Origin of the sequence: Lactobacillus sp. ESL0680, assembly GCF_029392855.1 — a bacterium.
In the GTDB taxonomy this organism is placed as follows: Bacteria; Bacillota; Bacilli; order Lactobacillales; family Lactobacillaceae; genus Lactobacillus.
In genome coordinates this window covers 692,602-716,111 of the sequence record NZ_CP113945.1, presented here as the reverse complement: position 1 = coordinate 716,111, position 23,510 = coordinate 692,602, and the positions used below count along the sequence as shown (strand labels likewise).

General features: G+C 45.2%; 4 protein-coding genes. 3 read left to right on the top strand and 1 reads right to left on the bottom strand.

From position 1 onward, the window contains the following. Window positions 1–226 precede the first annotated feature (226 nt). The 3 genes from rpsD (at window position 227) to OZX58_RS03530 (ending at window position 2,685) form a co-directional block, all read left to right on the top strand. Window positions 227–838: a 30S ribosomal protein S4 gene (gene rpsD, locus OZX58_RS03540; protein ID WP_277129766.1), complete on the top strand. Its 612-nt coding sequence runs from the start codon at window positions 227–229 to the stop codon at window positions 836–838. Between the two features lie 72 nt (window positions 839–910). Then, on the top strand, window positions 911–1,378 hold the full coding sequence (locus tag OZX58_RS03535) for a YueI family protein (RefSeq protein WP_277141731.1): 468 nt from the start codon (window positions 911–913) through the stop codon (window positions 1,376–1,378). Beyond that, entirely contained in the window at window positions 1,378–2,685 is a 1,308-nt protein-coding gene (locus OZX58_RS03530; protein ID WP_277141528.1) for a replication-associated recombination protein A, read from the top strand. Before OZX58_RS03535 ends, OZX58_RS03530 begins: the two co-directional genes overlap by 1 nt. Window positions 2,686–2,753: 68 nt before the next feature. On the opposite strand, the gene OZX58_RS03525 is transcribed toward OZX58_RS03530, so the two are convergent. Continuing rightward, on the bottom strand, window positions 2,754–23,453 hold the full coding sequence (locus OZX58_RS03525) for a DUF1542 domain-containing protein (protein WP_277141526.1): 20,700 nt from the start codon (window positions 23,451–23,453) through the stop codon (window positions 2,754–2,756). Between the last annotated feature and the right edge of the window lie 57 nt (window positions 23,454–23,510).

Sequence of the window (23,510 nt, the reverse complement as noted above, 5' to 3'; positions counted from 1 at the left end):
TTAAAATCGGCTTTTTCCTTGCTTTAGCAAGTTAACACCGATATAATAAGTTTCGTGTAAAATATTTGCAGCTATAAGTGACAAGAACGTCAACATCTTAATACGTTTTAGTGAACGAGTAACCGACGCTGCAACAGGCGAAAATGAAAATTAAGATGCACGAATGTTGAACTTATGTGTAATATTTTACTCCAGAAACTGTTATCAGATTTTATTGGAGGATTTTATGTCAAGATATACAGGTCCAAGTTGGAAACGCTCAAGAAGATTAGGTATCTCACTTTCAGGTACTGGCAAGGAAATTAGTCGTCGTAACTATGCTCCTGGTCAACACGGTCCTAACTCACGCGGTCGTTTATCAGAATACGGCGAACAATTGCACGAAAAGCAAAAGTTACGTTGGATGTACGGTTTAAACGAACGTCAATTTAGAACTTTGTTCACTCAAGCTGGTAAGATTCGTGAAGGCGAACACGGTACTAACTTCATGATCTTGTTAGAGCGTCGTTTGGACAGCGTTGTTTTCCGTTTAGGCTTAGCTACTACTAGACAACAAGCTAGACAATTAGTTAACCACGGTCACATCACTGTTGATGGTAAACGTGTTGACATTCCTTCATACGAAGTTCAAGTTGGTCAAACCATTGGCTTGAAGGAAAAGTCAAAGAACTTACAACAAGTTAAGGATGCTCTTGAAGCAGTCGTAACTCGTCCATCATTTGTTTCATTTGATGACAACAAGATGGAAGGTACTCTTGTACGTCTTCCAGAACGTGATGAAATGGAACCAGAAATTAACGAAGCCCTCGTTGTTGAATACTACAACAAGTTACTTTAATTTCTACATTCGCATGCCCCTTTCCACTTTGGAGAGGGGTTTTTGCTACCTAAGAAAGAAGAATTATCAGTTATGACAGAAGATTTGAATACTCGAGTTGAAAATGCTGCCCAAGGAATTACCCCGCAAACTAAGCCAGATGAGCGGCGGCGCTTTTTGGGTTCTTTGCGTGAGCGTGTATTAGTCAGAATGGACAATACCGAAGTTGAAAAGCCTGAATTAACTACTACTTTTTTAGAACATTTTGCCGATTATCGTGATTACTCAATCTTAATTAACGGCAACTTAAGCGGTGAATTTTTGGACCAAATTGAAGCTAAATGTGGACAATACAATGTTCCTTTCACCCTCGTCAACAATGAAACTGCACGAACTGGTGCCCAAGATACTGCTGTCCTTGTCGTAGCCAAGACCGCAATCAACAAGATGCGCGTTGAAATTGGTCAAGTTTATCCGCCAGAAATGCCCAAGATGGAATTAGGACAGTCTAAAGAGAAAAAGTCAGGCTTCTGGCACCGACTCTTTCACGGAGGACATTAATGAAGCCCTTAGCTTATCGTATGCGCCCGCAAAATCTTGATGAGGTTGTCGGACAGCAGCATTTAATTGGTCCCGGTAAGATAATTCGTCGAATGGTTGAAGCCAAGCTGCTTTCTTCCATGATTTTGTATGGACCGCCGGGAATTGGCAAGACCAGTATTGCCAGTGCAATTGCCGGTTCAACCAAATATGCCTTTCGCAAGCTAAACGCTGCTACTGACAGTAAGAAACAGCTGGAACAAGTAGCCGCTGAAGGTAAAATGAGCGGGACAGTAATTTTATTACTAGATGAAATTCATCGCTTGGACAAAACTAAGCAGGATTATCTTCTCCCGCTACTTGAATCTGGTCAAATTATTCTAATTGGTGCCACAACTGAAAATCCATACATTTCAATTTCTCCCGCCATCAGGTCTCGCTGTCAGATTTTCGAACTTAAACCGTTAGCTGAAAACGATGTTGCACAGGCAATCAATCGTGCCCTAACTGATGAGCAAAATGGTCTTGGTGAATATCAGGTAAAACTAACCGATGATGCGGAAAAATTGCTAATTCAAAAAGGAAACGGCGATTTGCGTGCAACTTTAAACGGCCTGGAGCTAGCAGTGCGGTCAACCAAGCAGGAACTGATTGCTGCCGGGAAAGAAGATACTGGCTTTACCATTACTCAAGAAGAAATGGCTGATTCGATTCAGATGCGGAGCCAAAATTTTGACGCCTCTGGTGACGGCCATTACGATCTGGTCTCGGCTTTTCAAAAGTCAATTCGCGGTTCTGACACTGATGCCGCACTGCACTACTTGGCGCGCTTAATCGAATCCGACGATTTAGTTTCTATTTGCCGGCGCTTAAGTGTCATTGCCTATGAAGATATTGGTTTAGCTAATCCTGCAGCAGCACAACACGCAATTATTGCCATTCAGGCTGCCCAAAGTCTCGGCTTCCCCGAGGCCCGCATTCCTTTGGCTAACGCAGTTATTGAACTAGCACTTTCGCCTAAGAGTAACAGTGCCATGGCAGCAATTGATGCCGCCCTTAGCGACGTTCGTCAAAATGATATTGGTACAATTCCAGCCGACCTTAAGGATACCCATTATTCTGGCGCCAAAAAGTTGGGCCATGGTGCAGGTTATACTTATCCTCACGATTACCCCAATGACTGGATTGCCCAGCAATATTTGCCCGATCAATTAGTTGGCAAACAATATTTTACGCCCAAGGGTAATTCCAAAATTGAAAAAGCATTCAAGAAGCAATACCAGATTTTGCAGCAAATGCAAAAAGACGGTCTTAATAAACAAAAATAATTAATTTCATAACAAAAAAATGCCCCAAATTGTCATTTTAACAATTTGGGACATTTTTACTTTAAAGCTTATTTCTTATTGAAGTTAGCTTTCTTAACAAATTTTCCTTTGGCTGTAATGTAATACTTCTTGCCATGAATTGAAATTGGGTCACCATAAGTCTTAACCAACTTATGCTTCTTAAGCACCCGCTTGCCTTCACGATTGCCGTATTGGCTGTAAATGTAAGCATTGTGCTGTAAGCGCAACTTCTTGGCATCAATATTAGCAGCCTTGATATACATACCATCATCAAGTTCGTAATAAAGCACACCGTCGATTGACTTAGCTCCAGTAGTTGGAATAACTGTGCCAGCACTGAAAATCAAACCATTTGCACGAACACCCTTGTCGTTGTAAGCATAAGCATTATGCATAATCTTCTTTTGAACTGGTGCATCAGGCTTGTCACTGATTGGACCAACCGTTGCTTCAACTTTAGCAGTCTTAGTTACAGTTTCAGTATCAGCAGTCTCTGAAACATTAGTAGCCCGAACAAATTTATTCTCACCGATAATGTAGTACTTGATACCGCGAATTGTAACAGCATCACCGAAAGTAGCAATATTAGTACCAGCCTTGATAGCATGACGAGACTTAATTCTTTGACCATACTCGTCATAAACATAGGCATTATGCTTCAAAGTTGTGTGAATGCCATTAATATTAGTACATACCACGTAATACTTCTTATCATTAGCACCATGGTCGATTAAAACAAAGTAATCCTTGTCACCAATCTTCTCTTTGCCATAAGTCTCAACGACTGAACCAGCCTTTAAGTCAACCATGTTAGCACGTTTGCCATTCTCATCGTAAAGATAAGCGTTATGCATCAAGATTAGATCTTTTTCGCCTTCATCTGAATGCTGTACAGGCTGTTGTACAGGTTCAGCACTCGACGACGAAGAATTATTAGTACCATTAATAATAGTATTAATAGTTGCCTGAGCAGTGTAATCATTCTTGATCTGACCGATAGTACTATCCTTATCTTGATTGATAGTATCAATATCAGAATCATGCTTAATCTTATCTTTGCCAGCTTGGGCATCTTGCTTAACTTTATCTTTCAGCTTGTCCTTTTGTTCCTTGCTCCAATTCTTGTTGTTATCAATTGCCGTATTGGCTTCTGTAACCGCATGATCAATGGCATTCTCAGCATCGGTCTTAGCAACATTAGGATCTTTACTTAAGATGTCGGCTAAATGACTATCAGAAATTGCATTATTAATATTATTAATTGCATCATCTTTAGCCTTATTAACCTTATCTGTTGTATCTGAAGCAGTGATAGCTTGATCACCCTGAGTAACATAGTCATCAATTTCCTTGTCAACTTTGTCCTTCAAAGCTTGCTTCTCAGTATCAGTGTAAGGTGTACCATTTGGCTTGTTAGTCAAATGATCAATCTTGCCCTTGGCATTAGCTGCAACTCCTTGAACCGTTAACTTGGCAATTTCTTTTTCACCAGCTAATTCATGTTCTTTAGCTGCTTCTTTATCGCCAGTTTGCAGGTCATGCTTAATTTGCTTGGCTGTATCATCACGAATCTGTTGAACCTTGTGTTGATCGGCACCACTGGCAACGGCCGTATCATGGGCCTTGTCAATCTGGACCACCTTATCATTATCAATAATGTTATTAATTGTATCCTTGTCGGAATGAATTCCCTTAATCTTATCAATGGCATCATTTCGTGCATCACTAACCCCAGTTGAATGATGAGCTTGGTCAATTGTCCCATTGTCAACTTCGTTGGCTTCATCAAGCAGACCTTGAGCAGCAACTAATAAGGCGTTCTTCTTATCCTTAGCAGTTTGTGAATTATCATCCGGCCACATTTGCTCAATCTTCTTAGCTGCTGTATCGTATGCACTTTGAACTGCACCCTTACCAATCAGGCGTTCGCCAGCTAGTTCTGACTTGTTAAGTTCATCATCAGACTCACCCTGCAGGTTATTGAGTGCTGCTTGATAACTTCTATCCAGAGCTGAAAAGTCAGAATTAGCACCGAGCTTTTGTTTAGCTGTCTGATATGCTTCCGTTAATTTCTCCTTAGCCTTTTGCTTGGCTGCACCTAAATCGCTGGCTGCTCCGGTGGCACTATTAATACTATTTTTACCCGCATTAACGGCTTCCTTGATCGCATTCTGCTTGTCAGTGACATTGGCACTACTTACATCGGCACTACTTACCTTCCCGACTTCACCTTTTGCTGTCGTTAACTGACCTTGGGCTGCTTGCTTCGCCTTATCTTTATCGCCAGCACTTAACCCACTAGTCTTGTCAATCGCGGTTTCGGCCGCACTTTCGGCACTTGCTAAGATATCATCGCCAACCGTCTTTTCCGCTTCAACTACATTAGCTAAACCGGTATTTTCGGCGGTCTCATACTTGCCATCAGTTACCTTATTAATCGCAGCTAATGCATCTTGTTCTGCTTGGTCAATTTTTGCGGCTGCCTTACTGCCCTTGGCGACACCTAAGTCTTGCCGCGCTTTGTCGGCGGCGCCACTGATTGCGGCCGCTGCGGCTGCCTTATTCTTCCGCTCACTGCTTACACCGGCATTAGTGTCAAAAATTGGCCCAAGAACACTATTATCGTTCTTTGCTCCGGCTTCGGTTATCTTGTTGATGGCATCAATCGCATCATTGGCGGCTGTAGTTACCTTGTCATTCGTTTCGGCCTGATCAATGGTACCGTTAGCTTTGTCTACTTCAGCTTGAATGGCATCCTTTAGCGCTTGCTTTTCTGCTGCTGTATATGGTGTGCCATCCGCATGATTAGTTAGCTGATCAACGGCTTTATTCGCACTCGCGGCGGCGCCACTGACATTCTCCTTAGCCTTTTGCTTGGCTGCACCTAAATCGCTGGCTGCTCCGGTGGCACTATTAATACTATTTTTACCCGCATTAACGGCTTCCTTGATCGCATTCTGCTTGTCAGTGACATTGGCACTACTTACATCGGCACTACTTACCTTCCCGACTTCACCTTTTGCTGTCGTTAACTGACCTTGGGCTGCTTGCTTCGCCTTATCTTTATCGCCAGCACTTAACCCACTAGTCTTGTCAATCGCGGTTTCGGCCGCACTTTCGGCACTTGCTAAGATATCATCGCCAACCGTCTTTTCCGCTTCAACTACATTAGCTAAACCGGTATTTTCGGCGGTCTCATACTTGCCATCAGTTACCTTATTAATCGCAGCTAATGCATCTTGTTCTGCTTGGTCAATTTTTGCGGCTGCCTTACTGCCCTTGGCGACACCTAAGTCTTGCCGCGCTTTGTCGGCGGCGCCACTGATTGCGGCCGCTGCGGCTGCCTTATTCTTCCGCTCACTGCTTACACCGGCATTAGTGTCAAAAATTGGCCCAAGAACACTATTATCGTTCTTTGCTCCGGCTTCGGTTATCTTGTTGATGGCATCAATCGCATCATTGGCGGCTGTAGTTACCTTGTCATTCGTTTCGGCCTGATCAATGGTACCGTTAGCTTTGTCTACTTCAGCTTGAATGGCATCCTTTAGCGCTTGCTTTTCTGCTGCTGTATATGGTGTGCCATCCGCATGATTAGTTAGCTGATCAACGGCTTTATTCGCACTCGCGGCGGCGCCACTGACATTCTCCTTAGCCTTTTGCTTGGCTGCACCTAAATCGCTGGCTGCTCCGGTGGCACTATTAATACTATTTTTACCCGCATTAACGGCTTCCTTGATCGCATTCTGCTTGTCAGTGACATTGGCACTACTTACATCGGCACTACTTACCTTCCCGACTTCACCTTTTGCTGTCGTTAACTGACCTTGGGCTGCTTGCTTCGCCTTATCTTTATCGCCAGCACTTAACCCACTAGTCTTGTCAATCGCGGTTTCGGCCGCACTTTCGGCACTTGCTAAGATATCATCGCCAACCGTCTTTTCCGCTTCAACTACATTAGCTAAACCGGTATTTTCGGCGGTCTCATACTTGCCATCAGTTACCTTATTAATCGCAGCTAATGCATCTTGTTCTGCTTGGTCAATTTTTGCGGCTGCCTTACTGCCCTTGGCGACACCTAAGTCTTGCCGCGCTTTGTCGGCGGCGCCACTGATTGCGGCCGCTGCGGCTGCCTTATTCTTCCGCTCACTGCTTACACCGGCATTAGTGTCAAAAATTGGCCCAAGAACACTATTATCGTTCTTTGCTCCGGCTTCGGTTATCTTGTTGATGGCATCAATCGCATCATTGGCGGCTGTAGTTACCTTGTCATTCGTTTCGGCCTGATCAATGGTACCGTTAGCTTTGTCTACTTCAGCTTGAATGGCATCCTTTAGCGCTTGCTTTTCTGCTGCTGTATATGGTGTGCCATCCGCATGATTAGTTAGCTGATCAACGGCTTTATTCGCACTCGCGGCGGCGCCACTGACATTCTCCTTAGCCTTTTGCTTGGCTGCACCTAAATCGCTGGCTGCTCCGGTGGCACTATTAATACTATTTTTACCCGCATTAACGGCTTCCTTGATCGCATTCTGCTTGTCAGTGACATTGGCACTACTTACATCGGCACTACTTACCTTCCCGACTTCACCTTTTGCTGTCGTTAACTGACCTTGGGCTGCTTGCTTCGCCTTATCTTTATCGCCAGCACTTAACCCACTAGTCTTGTCAATCGCGGTTTCGGCCGCACTTTCGGCACTTGCTAAGATATCATCGCCAACCGTCTTTTCCGCTTCAACTACATTAGCTAAACCGGTATTTTCGGCGGTCTCATACTTGCCATCAGTTACCTTATTAATCGCAGCTAATGCATCTTGTTCTGCTTGGTCAATTTTTGCGGCTGCCTTACTGCCCTTGGCGACACCTAAGTCTTGCCGCGCTTTGTCGGCGGCGCCACTGATTGCGGCCGCTGCGGCTGCCTTATTCTTCCGCTCACTGCTTACACCGGCATTAGTGTCAAAAATTGGCCCAAGAACACTATTATCGTTCTTTGCTCCGGCTTCGGTTATCTTGTTGATGGCATCAATCGCATCATTGGCGGCTGTAGTTACCTTGTCATTCGTTTCGGCCTGATCAATGGTACCGTTAGCTTTGTCTACTTCAGCTTGAATGGCATCCTTTAGCGCTTGCTTTTCTGCTGCTGTATATGGTGTGCCATCCGCATGATTAGTTAGCTGATCAACGGCTTTATTCGCACTCGCGGCGGCGCCACTGACATTCTCCTTAGCCTTTTGCTTGGCTGCACCTAAATCGCTGGCTGCTCCGGTGGCACTATTAATACTATTTTTACCCGCATTAACGGCTTCCTTGATCGCATTCTGCTTGTCAGTGACATTGGCACTACTTACATCGGCACTACTTACCTTCCCGACTTCACCTTTTGCTGTCGTTAACTGACCTTGGGCTGCTTGCTTCGCCTTATCTTTATCGCCAGCACTTAACCCACTAGTCTTGTCAATCGCGGTTTCGGCCGCACTTTCGGCACTTGCTAAGATATCATCGCCAACCGTCTTTTCCGCTTCAACTACATTAGCTAAACCGGTATTTTCGGCGGTCTCATACTTGCCATCAGTTACCTTATTAATCGCAGCTAATGCATCTTGTTCTGCTTGGTCAATTTTTGCGGCTGCCTTACTGCCCTTGGCGACACCTAAGTCTTGCCGCGCTTTGTCGGCGGCGCCACTGATTGCGGCCGCTGCGGCTGCCTTATTCTTCCGCTCACTGCTTACACCGGCATTAGTGTCAAAAATTGGCCCAAGAACACTATTATCGTTCTTTGCTCCGGCTTCGGTTATCTTGTTGATGGCATCAATCGCATCATTGGCGGCTGTAGTTACCTTGTCATTCGTTTCGGCCTGATCAATGGTACCGTTAGCTTTGTCTACTTCAGCTTGAATGGCATCCTTTAGCGCTTGCTTTTCTGCTGCTGTATATGGTGTGCCATCCGCATGATTAGTTAGCTGATCAACGGCTTTATTCGCACTCGCGGCGGCGCCACTGACATTCTCCTTAGCCTTTTGCTTGGCTGCACCTAAATCGCTGGCTGCTCCGGTGGCACTATTAATACTATTTTTACCCGCATTAACGGCTTCCTTGATCGCATTCTGCTTGTCAGTGACATTGGCACTACTTACATCGGCACTACTTACCTTCCCGACTTCACCTTTTGCTGTCGTTAACTGACCTTGGGCTGCTTGCTTCGCCTTATCTTTATCGCCAGCACTTAACCCACTAGTCTTGTCAATCGCGGTTTCGGCCGCACTTTCGGCACTTGCTAAGATATCATCGCCAACCGTCTTTTCCGCTTCAACTACATTAGCTAAACCGGTATTTTCGGCGGTCTCATACTTGCCATCAGTTACCTTATTAATCGCAGCTAATGCATCTTGTTCTGCTTGGTCAATTTTTGCGGCTGCCTTACTGCCCTTGGCGACACCTAAGTCTTGCCGCGCTTTGTCGGCGGCGCCACTGATTGCGGCCGCTGCGGCTGCCTTATTCTTCCGCTCACTGCTTACACCGGCATTAGTGTCAAAAATTGGCCCAAGAACACTATTATCGTTCTTTGCTCCGGCTTCGGTTATCTTGTTGATGGCATCAATCGCATCATTGGCGGCTGTAGTTACCTTGTCATTCGTTTCGGCCTGATCAATGGTACCGTTAGCTTTGTCTACTTCAGCTTGAATGGCATCCTTTAGCGCTTGCTTTTCTGCTGCTGTATATGGTGTGCCATCCGCATGATTAGTTAGCTGATCAACGGCTTTATTCGCACTCGCGGCGGCGCCACTGACATTCTCCTTAGCCTTTTGCTTGGCTGCACCTAAATCGCTGGCTGCTCCGGTGGCACTATTAATACTATTTTTACCCGCATTAACGGCTTCCTTGATCGCATTCTGCTTGTCAGTGACATTGGCACTACTTACATCGGCACTACTTACCTTCCCGACTTCACCTTTTGCTGTCGTTAACTGACCTTGGGCTGCTTGCTTCGCCTTATCTTTATCGCCAGCACTTAACCCACTAGTCTTGTCAATCGCGGTTTCGGCCGCACTTTCGGCACTTGCTAAGATATCATCGCCAACCGTCTTTTCCGCTTCAACTACATTAGCTAAACCGGTATTTTCGGCGGTCTCATACTTGCCATCAGTTACCTTATTAATCGCAGCTAATGCATCTTGTTCTGCTTGGTCAATTTTTGCGGCTGCCTTACTGCCCTTGGCGACACCTAAGTCTTGCCGCGCTTTGTCGGCGGCGCCACTGATTGCGGCCGCTGCGGCTGCCTTATTCTTCCGCTCACTGCTTACACCGGCATTAGTGTCAAAAATTGGCCCAAGAACACTATTATCGTTCTTTGCTCCGGCTTCGGTTATCTTGTTGATGGCATCAATCGCATCATTGGCGGCTGTAGTTACCTTGTCATTCGTTTCGGCCTGATCAATGGTACCGTTAGCTTTGTCTACTTCAGCTTGAATGGCATCCTTTAGCGCTTGCTTTTCTGCTGCTGTATATGGTGTGCCATCCGCATGATTAGTTAGCTGATCAACGGCTTTATTCGCACTCGCGGCGGCGCCACTGACATTCTCCTTAGCCTTTTGCTTGGCTGCACCTAAATCGCTGGCTGCTCCGGTGGCACTATTAATACTATTTTTACCCGCATTAACGGCTTCCTTGATCGCATTCTGCTTGTCAGTGACATTGGCACTACTTACATCGGCACTACTTACCTTCCCGACTTCACCTTTTGCTGTCGTTAACTGACCTTGGGCTGCTTGCTTCGCCTTATCTTTATCGCCAGCACTTAACCCACTAGTCTTGTCAATCGCGGTTTCGGCCGCACTTTCGGCACTTGCTAAGATATCATCGCCAACCGTCTTTTCCGCTTCAACTACATTAGCTAAACCGGTATTTTCGGCGGTCTCATACTTGCCATCAGTTACCTTATTAATCGCAGCTAATGCATCTTGTTCTGCTTGGTCAATTTTTGCGGCTGCCTTACTGCCCTTGGCGACACCTAAGTCTTGCCGCGCTTTGTCGGCGGCGCCACTGATTGCGGCCGCTGCGGCTGCCTTATTCTTCCGCTCACTGCTTACACCGGCATTAGTGTCAAAAATTGGCCCAAGAACACTATTATCGTTCTTTGCTCCGGCTTCGGTTATCTTGTTGATGGCATCAATCGCATCATTGGCGGCTGTAGTTACCTTGTCATTCGTTTCGGCCTGATCAATGGTACCGTTAGCTTTGTCTACTTCAGCTTGAATGGCATCCTTTAGCGCTTGCTTTTCTGCTGCTGTATATGGTGTGCCATCCGCATGATTAGTTAGCTGATCAACGGCTTTATTCGCACTCGCGGCGGCGCCACTGACATTCTCCTTAGCCTTTTGCTTGGCTGCACCTAAATCGCTGGCTGCTCCGGTGGCACTATTAATACTATTTTTACCCGCATTAACGGCTTCCTTGATCGCATTCTGCTTGTCAGTGACATTGGCACTACTTACATCGGCACTACTTACCTTCCCGACTTCACCTTTTGCTGTCGTTAACTGACCTTGGGCTGCTTGCTTCGCCTTATCTTTATCGCCAGCACTTAACCCACTAGTCTTGTCAATCGCGGTTTCGGCCGCACTTTCGGCACTTGCTAAGATATCATCGCCAACCGTCTTTTCCGCTTCAACTACATTAGCTAAACCGGTATTTTCGGCGGTCTCATACTTGCCATCAGTTACCTTATTAATCGCAGCTAATGCATCTTGTTCTGCTTGGTCAATTTTTGCGGCTGCCTTACTGCCCTTGGCGACACCTAAGTCTTGCCGCGCTTTGTCGGCGGCGCCACTGATTGCGGCCGCTGCGGCTGCCTTATTCTTCCGCTCACTGCTTACACCGGCATTAGTGTCAAAAATTGGCCCAAGAACACTATTATCGTTCTTTGCTCCGGCTTCGGTTATCTTGTTGATGGCATCAATCGCATCATTGGCGGCTGTAGTTACCTTGTCATTCGTTTCGGCCTGATCAATGGTACCGTTAGCTTTGTCTACTTCAGCTTGAATGGCATCCTTTAGCGCTTGCTTTTCTGCTGCTGTATATGGTGTGCCATCCGCATGATTAGTTAGCTGATCAACGGCTTTATTCGCACTCGCGGCGGCGCCACTGACATTCTCCTTAGCCTTTTGCTTGGCTGCACCTAAATCGCTGGCTGCTCCGGTGGCACTATTAATACTATTTTTACCCGCATTAACGGCTTCCTTGATCGCATTCTGCTTGTCAGTGACATTGGCACTACTTACATCGGCACTACTTACCTTCCCGACTTCACCTTTTGCTGTCGTTAACTGACCTTGGGCTGCTTGCTTCGCCTTATCTTTATCGCCAGCACTTAACCCACTAGTCTTGTCAATCGCGGTTTCGGCCGCACTTTCGGCACTTGCTAAGATATCATCGCCAACCGTCTTTTCCGCTTCAACTACATTAGCTAAACCGGTATTTTCGGCGGTCTCATACTTGCCATCAGTTACCTTATTAATCGCAGCTAATGCATCTTGTTCTGCTTGGTCAATTTTTGCGGCTGCCTTACTGCCCTTGGCGACACCTAAGTCTTGCCGCGCTTTGTCGGCGGCGCCACTGATTGCGGCCGCTGCGGCTGCCTTATTCTTCCGCTCACTGCTTACACCGGCATTAGTGTCAAAAATTGGCCCAAGAACACTATTATCGTTCTTTGCTCCGGCTTCGGTTATCTTGTTGATGGCATCAATCGCATCATTGGCGGCTGTAGTTACCTTGTCATTCGTTTCGGCCTGATCAATGGTACCGTTAGCTTTGTCTACTTCAGCTTGAATGGCATCCTTTAGCGCTTGCTTTTCTGCTGCTGTATATGGTGTGCCATCCGCATGATTAGTTAGCTGATCAACGGCTTTATTCGCACTCGCGGCGGCGCCACTGACATTCTCCTTAGCCTTTTGCTTGGCTGCACCTAAATCGCTGGCTGCTCCGGTGGCACTATTAATACTATTTTTACCCGCATTAACGGCTTCCTTGATCGCATTCTGCTTGTCAGTGACATTGGCACTACTTACATCGGCACTACTTACCTTCCCGACTTCACCTTTTGCTGTCGTTAACTGACCTTGGGCTGCTTGCTTCGCCTTATCTTTATCGCCAGCACTTAACCCACTAGTCTTGTCAATCGCGGTTTCGGCCGCACTTTCGGCACTTGCTAAGATATCATCGCCAACCGTCTTTTCCGCTTCAACTACATTAGCTAAACCGGTATTTTCGGCGGTCTCATACTTGCCATCAGTTACCTTATTAATCGCAGCTAATGCATCTTGTTCTGCTTGGTCAATTTTTGCGGCTGCCTTACTGCCCTTGGCGACACCTAAGTCTTGCCGCGCTTTGTCGGCGGCGCCACTGATTGCGGCCGCTGCGGCTGCCTTATTCTTCCGCTCACTGCTTACACCGGCATTAGTGTCAAAAATTGGCCCAAGAACACTATTATCGTTCTTTGCTCCGGCTTCGGTTATCTTGTTGATGGCATCAATCGCATCATTGGCGGCTGTAGTTACCTTGTCATTCGTTTCGGCCTGATCAATGGTACCGTTAGCTTTGTCTACTTCAGCTTGAATGGCATCCTTTAGCGCTTGCTTTTCTGCTGCTGTATATGGTGTGCCATCCGCATGATTAGTTAGCTGATCAACGGCTTTATTCGCACTCGCGGCGGCGCCACTGACATTCTCCTTAGCCTTTTGCTTGGCTGCACCTAAATCGCTGGCTGCTCCGGTGGCACTATTAATACTATTTTTACCCGCATTAACGGCTTCCTTGATCGCATTCTGCTTGTCAGTGACATTGGCACTACTTACATCGGCACTACTTACCTTCCCGACTTCACCTTTTGCTGTCGTTAACTGACCTTGGGCTGCTTGCTTCGCCTTATCTTTATCGCCAGCACTTAACCCACTAGTCTTGTCAATCGCGGTTTCGGCCGCACTTTCGGCACTTGCTAAGATATCATCGCCAACCGTCTTTTCCGCTTCAACTACATTAGCTAAACCGGTATTTTCGGCGGTCTCATACTTGCCATCAGTTACCTTATTAATCGCAGCTAATGCATCTTGTTCTGCTTGGTCAATTTTTGCGGCTGCCTTACTGCCCTTGGCGACACCTAAGTCTTGCCGCGCTTTGTCGGCGGCGCCACTGATTGCGGCCGCTGCGGCTGCCTTATTCTTCCGCTCACTGCTTACACCGGCATTAGTGTCAAAAATTGGCCCAAGAACACTATTATCGTTCTTTGCTCCGGCTTCGGTTATCTTGTTGATGGCATCAATCGCATCATTGGCGGCTGTAGTTACCTTGTCATTCGTTTCGGCCTGATCAATGGTACCGTTAGCTTTGTCTACTTCAGCTTGAATGGCATCCTTTAGCGCTTGCTTTTCTGCTGCTGTATATGGTGTGCCATCCGCATGATTAGTTAGCTGATCAACGGCTTTATTCGCACTCGCGGCGGCGCCACTGACATTCTCCTTAGCCTTTTGCTTGGCTGCACCTAAATCGCTGGCTGCTCCGGTGGCACTATTAATACTATTTTTACCCGCATTAACGGCTTCCTTGATCGCATTCTGCTTGTCAGTGACATTGGCACTACTTACATCGGCACTACTTACCTTCCCGACTTCACCTTTTGCTGTCGTTAACTGACCTTGGGCTGCTTGCTTCGCCTTATCTTTATCGCCAGCACTTAACCCACTAGTCTTGTCAATCGCGGTTTCGGCCGCACTTTCGGCACTTGCTAAGATATCATCGCCAACCGTCTTTTCCGCTTCAACTACATTAGCTAAACCGGTATTTTCGGCGGTCTCATACTTGCCATCAGTTACCTTATTAATCGCAGCTAATGCATCTTGTTCTGCTTGGTCAATTTTTGCGGCTGCCTTACTGCCCTTGGCGACACCTAAGTCTTGCCGCGCTTTGTCGGCGGCGCCACTGATTGCGGCCGCTGCGGCTGCCTTATTCTTCCGCTCACTGCTTACACCGGCATTAGTGTCAAAAATTGGCCCAAGAACACTATTATCGTTCTTTGCTCCGGCTTCGGTTATCTTGTTGATGGCATCAATCGCATCATTGGCGGCTGTAGTTACCTTGTCATTCGTTTCGGCCTGATCAATGGTACCGTTAGCTTTGTCTACTTCAGCTTGAATGGCATCCTTTAGCGCTTGCTTTTCTGCTGCTGTATATGGTGTGCCATCCGCATGATTAGTTAGCTGATCAACGGCTTTATTCGCACTCGCGGCGGCGCCACTGACATTCTCCTTAGCCTTTTGCTTGGCTGCACCTAAATCGCTGGCTGCTCCGGTGGCACTATTAATACTATTTTTACCCGCATTAACGGCTTCCTTGATCGCATTCTGCTTGTCAGTGACATTGGCACTACTTACATCGGCACTACTTACCTTCCCGACTTCACCTTTTGCTGTCGTTAACTGACCTTGGGCTGCTTGCTTCGCCTTATCTTTATCGCCAGCACTTAACCCACTAGTCTTGTCAATCGCGGTTTCGGCCGCACTTTCGGCACTTGCTAAGATATCATCGCCAACCGTCTTTTCCGCTTCAACTACATTAGCTAAACCGGTATTTTCGGCGGTCTCATACTTGCCATCAGTTACCTTATTAATCGCAGCTAATGCATCTTGTTCTGCTTGGTCAATTTTTGCGGCTGCCTTACTGCCCTTGGCGACACCTAAGTCTTGCCGCGCTTTGTCGGCGGCGCCACTGATTGCGGCCGCTGCGGCTGCCTTATTCTTCCGCTCACTGCTTACACCGGCATTAGTGTCAAAAATTGGCCCAAGAACACTATTATCGTTCTTTGCTCCGGCTTCGGTTATCTTGTTGATGGCATCAATCGCATCATTGGCGGCTGTAGTTACCTTGTCATTCGTTTCGGCCTGATCAATGGTACCGTTAGCTTTGTCTACTTCAGCTTGAATGGCATCCTTTAGCGCTTGCTTTTCTGCTGCTGTATATGGTGTGCCATCCGCATGATTAGTTAGCTGATCAACGGCTTTATTCGCACTCGCGGCGGCGCCACTGACATTCTCCTTAGCCTTTTGCTTGGCTGCACCTAAATCGCTGGCTGCTCCGGTGGCACTATTAATACTATTTTTACCCGCATTAACGGCTTCCTTGATCGCATTCTGCTTGTCAGTGACATTGGCACTACTTACATCGGCACTACTTACCTTCCCGACTTCACCTTTTGCTGTCGTTAACTGACCTTGGGCTGCTTGCTTCGCCTTATCTTTATCGCCAGCACTTAACCCACTAGTCTTGTCAATCGCGGTTTCGGCCGCACTTTCGGCACTTGCTAAGATATCATCGCCAACCGTCTTTTCCGCTTCAACTACATTAGCTAAACCGGTATTTTCGGCGGTCTCATACTTGCCATCAGTTACCTTATTAATCGCAGCTAATGCATCTTGTTCTGCTTGGTCAATTTTTGCGGCTGCCTTACTGCCCTTGGCGACACCTAAGTCTTGCCGCGCTTTGTCGGCGGCGCCACTGATTGCGGCCGCTGCGGCTGCCTTATTCTTCCGCTCACTGCTTACACCGGCATTAGTGTCAAAAATTGGCCCAAGAACACTATTATCGTTCTTTGCTCCGGCTTCGGTTATCTTGTTGATGGCATCAATCGCATCATTGGCGGCTGTAGTTACCTTGTCATTCGTTTCGGCCTGATCAATGGTACCGTTAGCTTTGTCTACTTCAGCTTGAATGGCATCCTTTAGCGCTTGCTTTTCTGCTGCTGTATATGGTGTGCCATCCGCATGATTAGTTAGCTGATCAACGGCTTTATTCGCACTCGCGGCGGCGCCACTGACATTCTCCTTAGCCTTTTGCTTGGCTGCACCTAAATCGCTGGCTGCTCCGGTGGCACTATTAATACTATTTTTACCCGCATTAACGGCTTCCTTGATCGCATTCTGCTTGTCAGTGACATTGGCACTACTTACATCGGCACTACTTACCTTCCCGACTTCACCTTTTGCTGTCGTTAACTGACCTTGGGCTGCTTGCTTCGCCTTATCTTTATCGCCAGCACTTAACCCACTAGTCTTGTCAATCGCGGTTTCGGCCGCACTTTCGGCACTTGCTAAGATATCATCGCCAACCGTCTTTTCCGCTTCAACTACATTAGCTAAACCGGTATTTTCGGCGGTCTCATACTTGCCATCAGTTACCTTATTAATCGCAGCTAATGCATCTTGTTCTGCTTGGTCAATTTTTGCGGCTGCCTTACTGCCCTTGGCGACACCTAAGTCTTGCCGCGCTTTGTCGGCGGCGCCACTGATTGCGGCCGCTGCGGCTGCCTTATTCTTCCGCTCACTGCTTACACCGGCATTAGTGTCAAAAATTGGCCCAAGAACACTATTATCGTTCTTTGCTCCGGCTTCGGTTATCTTGTTGATGGCATCAATCGCATCATTGGCGGCTGTAGTTACCTTGTCATTCGTTTCGGCCTGATCAATGGTACCGTTAGCTTTGTCTACTTCAGCTTGAATGGCATCCTTTAGCGCTTGCTTTTCTGCTGCTGTATATGGTGTGCCATCCGCATGATTAGTTAGCTGATCAACGGCTTTATTCGCACTCGCGGCGGCGCCACTGACATTCTCCTTAGCCTTTTGCTTGGCTGCACCTAAATCGCTGGCTGCTCCGGTGGCACTATTAATACTATTTTTACCCGCATTAACGGCTTCCTTGATCGCATTCTGCTTGTCAGTGACATTGGCACTACTTACATCGGCACTACTTACCTTCCCGACTTCACCTTTTGCTGTCGTTAACTGACCTTGGGCTGCTTGCTTCGCCTTATCTTTATCGCCAGCACTTAACCCACTAGTCTTGTCAATCGCGGTTTCGGCCGCACTTTCGGCACTTGCTAAGATATCATCGCCAACCGTCTTTTCCGCTTCAACTACATTAGCTAAACCGGTATTTTCGGCGGTCTCATACTTGCCATCAGTTACCTTATTAATCGCAGCTAATGCATCTTGTTCTGCTTGGTCAATTTTTGCGGCTGCCTTACTGCCCTTGGCGACACCTAAGTCTTGCCGCGCTTTGTCGGCGGCGCCACTGATTGCGGCCGCTGCGGCTGCCTTATTCTTCCGCTCACTGCTTACACCGGCATTAGTGTCAAAAATTGGCCCAAGAACACTATTATCGTTCTTTGCTCCGGCTTCGGTTATCTTGTTGATGGCATCAATCGCATCATTGGCGGCTGTAGTTACCTTGTCATTCGTTTCGGCCTGATCAATGGTACCGTTAGCTTTGTCTACTTCAGCTTGAATGGCATCCTTTAGCGCTTGCTTTTCTGCTGCTGTATATGGTGTGCCATCCGCATGATTAGTTAGCTGATCAACGGCTTTATTCGCACTCGCGGCGGCGCCACTGACATTCTCCTTAGCCTTTTGCTTGGCTGCACCTAAATCGCTGGCTGCTCCGGTGGCACTATTAATACTATTTTTACCCGCATTAACGGCTTCCTTGATCGCATTCTGCTTGTCAGTGACATTGGCACTACTTACATCGGCACTACTTACCTTCCCGACTTCACCTTTTGCTGTCGTTAACTGACCTTGGGCTGCTTGCTTCGCCTTATCTTTATCGCCAGCACTTAACCCACTAGTCTTGTCAATCGCGGTTTCGGCCGCACTTTCGGCACTTGCTAAGATATCATCGCCAACCGTCTTTTCCGCTTCAACTACATTAGCTAAACCGGTATTTTCGGCGGTCTCATACTTGCCATCAGTTACCTTATTAATCGCAGCTAATGCATCTTGTTCTGCTTGGTCAATTTTTGCGGCTGCCTTACTGCCCTTGGCGACACCTAAGTCTTGCCGCGCTTTGTCGGCGGCGCCACTGATTGCGGCCGCTGCGGCTGCCTTATTCTTCCGCTCACTGCTTACACCGGCATTAGTGTCAAAAATTGGCCCAAGAACACTATTATCGTTCTTTGCTCCGGCTTCGGTTATCTTGTTGATGGCATCAATCGCATCATTGGCGGCTGTAGTTACCTTGTCATTCGTTTCGGCCTGATCAATGGTACCGTTAGCTTTGTCTACTTCAGCTTGAATGGCATCCTTTAGCGCTTGCTTTTCTGCTGCTGTATATGGTGTGCCATCCGCATGATTAGTTAGCTGATCAACGGCTTTATTCGCACTCGCGGCGGCGCCACTGACATTCTCCTTAGCCTTTTGCTTGGCTGCACCTAAATCGCTGGCTGCTCCGGTGGCACTATTAATACTATTTTTACCCGCATTAACGGCTTCCTTGATCGCATTCTGCTTGTCAGTGACATTGGCACTACTTACATCGGCACTACTTACCTTCCCGACTTCACCTTTTGCTGTCGTTAACTGACCTTGGGCTGCTTGCTTCGCCTTATCTTTATCGCCAGCACTTAACCCACTAGTCTTGTCAATCGCGGTTTCGGCCGCACTTTCGGCACTTGCTAAGATATCATCGCCAACCGTCTTTTCCGCTTCAACTACATTAGCTAAACCGGTATTTTCGGCGGTCTCATACTTGCCATCAGTTACCTTATTAATCGCAGCTAATGCATCTTGTTCTGCTTGGTCAATTTTTGCGGCTGCCTTACTGCCCTTGGCGACACCTAAGTCTTGCCGCGCTTTGTCGGCGGCGCCACTGATTGCGGCCGCTGCGGCTGCCTTATTCTTCCGCTCACTGCTTACACCGGCATTAGTGTCAAAAATTGGCCCAAGAACACTATTATCGTTCTTTGCTCCGGCTTCGGTTATCTTGTTGATGGCATCAATCGCATCATTGGCGGCTGTAGTTACCTTGTCATTCGTTTCGGCCTGATCAATGGTACCGTTAGCTTTGTCTACTTCAGCTTGAATGGCATCCTTTAGCGCTTGCTTTTCTGCTGCTGTATATGGTGTGCCATCCGCATGATTAGTTAGCTGATCAACGGCTTTATTCGCACTCGCGGCGGCGCCACTGACATTCTCCTTAGCCTTTTGCTTGGCTGCACCTAAATCGCTGGCTGCTCCGGTGGCACTATTAATACTATTTTTACCCGCATTAACGGCTTCCTTGATCGCATTCTGCTTGTCAGTGACATTGGCACTACTTACATCGGCACTACTTACCTTCCCGACTTCACCTTTTGCTGTCGTTAACTGACCTTGGGCTGCTTGCTTCGCCTTATCTTTATCGCCAGCACTTAACCCACTAGTCTTGTCAATCGCGGTTTCGGCCGCACTTTCGGCACTTGCTAAGATATCATCGCCAACCGTCTTTTCCGCTTCAACTACATTAGCTAAACCGGTATTTTCGGCGGTCTCATACTTGCCATCAGTTACCTTATTAATCGCAGCTAATGCATCTTGTTCTGCTTGGTCAATTTTTGCGGCTGCCTTACTGCCCTTGGCGACACCTAAGTCTTGCCGCGCTTTGTCGGCGGCGCCACTGATTGCGGCCGCTGCGGCTGCCTTATTAAGTAAATTATTTAAATTATTTTCTGCTGCATTTTCTGCTGCACTAATTGCGTCTTTACCAGAAGCTAATGCGATCTTATTCTTTTCAGCACTAATTTCATTAGCTAAAGCAGAAGAATTAAGTTGTTTATTACTAATAAATTTATCAAGCATGCCTTTATATGCATTATGATACATTTCATCAATTGCATTTTGTGTTCGATTAGTTACTTCACTAATAAAGGCATCACTATTATTGTCTGTTACACCATAAATAGAATGCCCTTTATCGGGATTAGGATTAGTATCATCTTTACTACCAGCAACAGCAGCCTTATAAGCTTGATCAATGTTATTTTTATACGAACCATCAGAATCAAGTCCAGAATTAGCCAAAATATTTAGTGCATCTTGATAAGCTTGATCTAATTGATTTCTTGCATCAGTTATTGTATCTGCTGCAGATTTTTTCAATAAGTCCACACTATATGGTTGAACACCTTCATCATATTCAACAAAATTTGCCTCTGGAGTTAATTCTAGCTGAGCCCCAGCCAATAACTTATTACAAATATCTGTTGGAATTGTAAAACTAAATGTGCCGTCATCATTGACTTTAGCAGCAAATTCCGTTGGTAATTGTCCCAAAGAATCAGTACTAAGCGAAACTGGTCCCCAACCTGAAGACGAATTACCAACTAAATCAGTATCTTGATATGGTGAACTAAATTGTTCTGGCTTACTAGGACTATCAACTTGATTTGGATTCTTCCAGGTCTTACCGTCTAAAGTCGAACCAGTACTTCTAAATCTAGCAACAACATATGCATCAGTTCCTCCAGGAATTAATCTATTAAAAACAGTGTCACTATCAGGACCATCTAACTTATTATCATAACCAATAATTGAACCAGTTATAGTTCTAGATCCATCCTTATTAGCAACTGCTTTAGCATTTTTAATATTTAAGAACCCGGTTGGATTAGCGGGAAGCATATGAATATAATTATAGCCAGGATTATCTTGATTAGAAAAAGCATTTTGAATAACAATTGGGAAAATTTTATCAAAAGAACTTCCTATTAGGTTTGTTAGTGACTGACCATTTAGCATATTATTTAAAATACTACCTAGCCCGGCAAGTGATACATCATTTTTGAGATCATTTTGAAGAGTAGCAGCCATTTCTTTAGTTAATATCTTTTTACCGTTTAATAATTCCATTCTATTAATAATAATACCTGATGTATTATTACTACTGCTCTTCCCAACATTTAGAATATGAAATGGAGGCAAAACAATCTTTGGTAAATTAGGGAAATCGAATTCTTGACGAACATTCATAATATTAATGTTGCTACTACCAATAATATTGGCATTCTTATTTTTTGAAGCATCCATTATTAATTCTTGAGGGTTGTTGACTGTTAGTTTACTTTTATCTCCAATATCAATTAAAGTACTCTCACCAGTTCCTGAACCTTTAGCACCATCACCAATTAGTTGAATTTTAACTATACCATTCTCAAGATCAGCGTTACCGGCAATATAAAGCAGAGTTCCTGAATAATCCCACATGTTAGTACCGGTTATATTTAAAGTTGCATTAGGATTAACTTTAATATTACCTGCATCATAAATCAGTGTTCCAGTTCTTACAGTACCACCATAGTTACTGACATCGCCATTAGTATTGACATTAATCGTACCACCTGAATCAATGATAATTTGTGAATTTCCGCCATCTAATGTAATTGCAGCAGCTTGTTGATTATCAAGAGTTCCATTAAAATTAGGATTACCAACATTAATATTTAAAACTCCGCCGTCTTCAACTTCAACAATACCAGAATTACCAATATAAATCCCACGTATTTTAGATGTATTTTGGGCATTGTTAGAATTAAGACTGGATCCCGCGTTATATGCCGGATCTAAGGTTACTTGAGCGCCTTTTCCTACTTGTACCTTAGCATTAGTACCATTCATTTCAATAACATTGCCGCCAGTTGATTTACCTACAAATGTACAACCTTCATCGAAGTACAAGTACTGCTTAGCCGCGCCACCACCATTAAATTCAAATAGTTGCTGATAATTATCATCAAAGCCAAGATCTGCACCGTTAAGTATACTGTGGTATGGCATAATATCTTCAGCAATATCATTCCCTTTAAAATGAATTTCAATATCATGTCCACCTGAAAAAACCATTTGACTACCATGAAAATCTATATTATCAAAAGTTAAAACTGTATCAACATTTGAGGTTTGAGCTACACCATAAAAGGTACCACTATAGAGAGTTAAATTACTATAAGTTAAATTTAATTTAACATTAGTACCTGCAACTGGACAAGGACGAAAACGTGAAAAGTCTATAACAAATTTTTGGTTCTTATCCGGATCAGACTCAATTACTAAATTACGTGTTCTGTTATCTTTTATATTAATATATACATCAGCATTACTATTATCCGCTAAAATATTATCTATAATTCTAATATCAGTAATATTCTTATTGCCTAATGCGTCACTAAAATCCTTCCAGTTACCAATATATACAGTAGCATCAGTTGTTTGTGAGAATCCTAACCCATCAATAGTTTTTCTTGATCCACTATTATAAGATAATGATCCCAATTTTGCTATTTGCGCCTTATTTTTCTGATCTTGAGACAATAGGTTGTCACTATTAATGACAGACGTTTCTGCAGCATCAGTAGTATCAATTGGCTTTTGAACTGGCTTATCAGTTGTTCCTGTCATATCAGTATTAGCTGGAACTTCATCTTTTGCCGGTTTATTAGTATCAATCGGCAAAGTTACATTATTGCTATTAGTAACTTTATTTGTCGTATTACTATTTTTATCAGAAGTTGCAACTGAATTTTCTGAGTTTATATCCTTATTAATGTTGTCAGTTGTAGTTTGCTTACTAGTTTCAGCACTATCAACCGTTAAAGAACTATCAGAATCTCGTAAAAACCTGTTAAGCTTTTTATAAGTATCAAGCTTCTGTCCTTTTTTATTATTCTTTGAAGCCATATTTTCAGAATTATCAGTAATTTTCTTACTTGCATTGTCCCTCACTTGTATTGCAGGAGGCACAGAATCGGCCTGTACACTTTGACTATTCATACCAAAAAAAGTAAAGCCTAATAATACTGAAGCTGCCCCAATACTCAACTTGCGAATTGAAAAACGGTCTTGCTTAGCTTGCATTTCCATCTTTCTCAGTCTTTCATTAAAATTATTTTTACCTAGCATAATATCTCCCTATTAAATACAAATATACAATAATATTGTAATTTATCGAGGAAATAT

Bases quoted from the DNA above. Each gene is read 5' to 3' on its own strand.
- OZX58_RS03535 (WP_277141731.1), top strand. From the start codon at position 911: ATGACAGAAGATTTGAATACTCGAGTTGAAAATGCTGCCCAAGGAATT.
- OZX58_RS03525 (WP_277141526.1), bottom strand. From the start codon at position 23,453: ATGCTAGGTAAAAATAATTTTAATGAAAGACTGAGAAAGATGGAAATG.
- OZX58_RS03530 (WP_277141528.1), top strand. From the start codon at position 1,378: ATGAAGCCCTTAGCTTATCGTATGCGCCCGCAAAATCTTGATGAGGTT.
- rpsD (WP_277129766.1), top strand. From the start codon at position 227: ATGTCAAGATATACAGGTCCAAGTTGGAAACGCTCAAGAAGATTAGGT.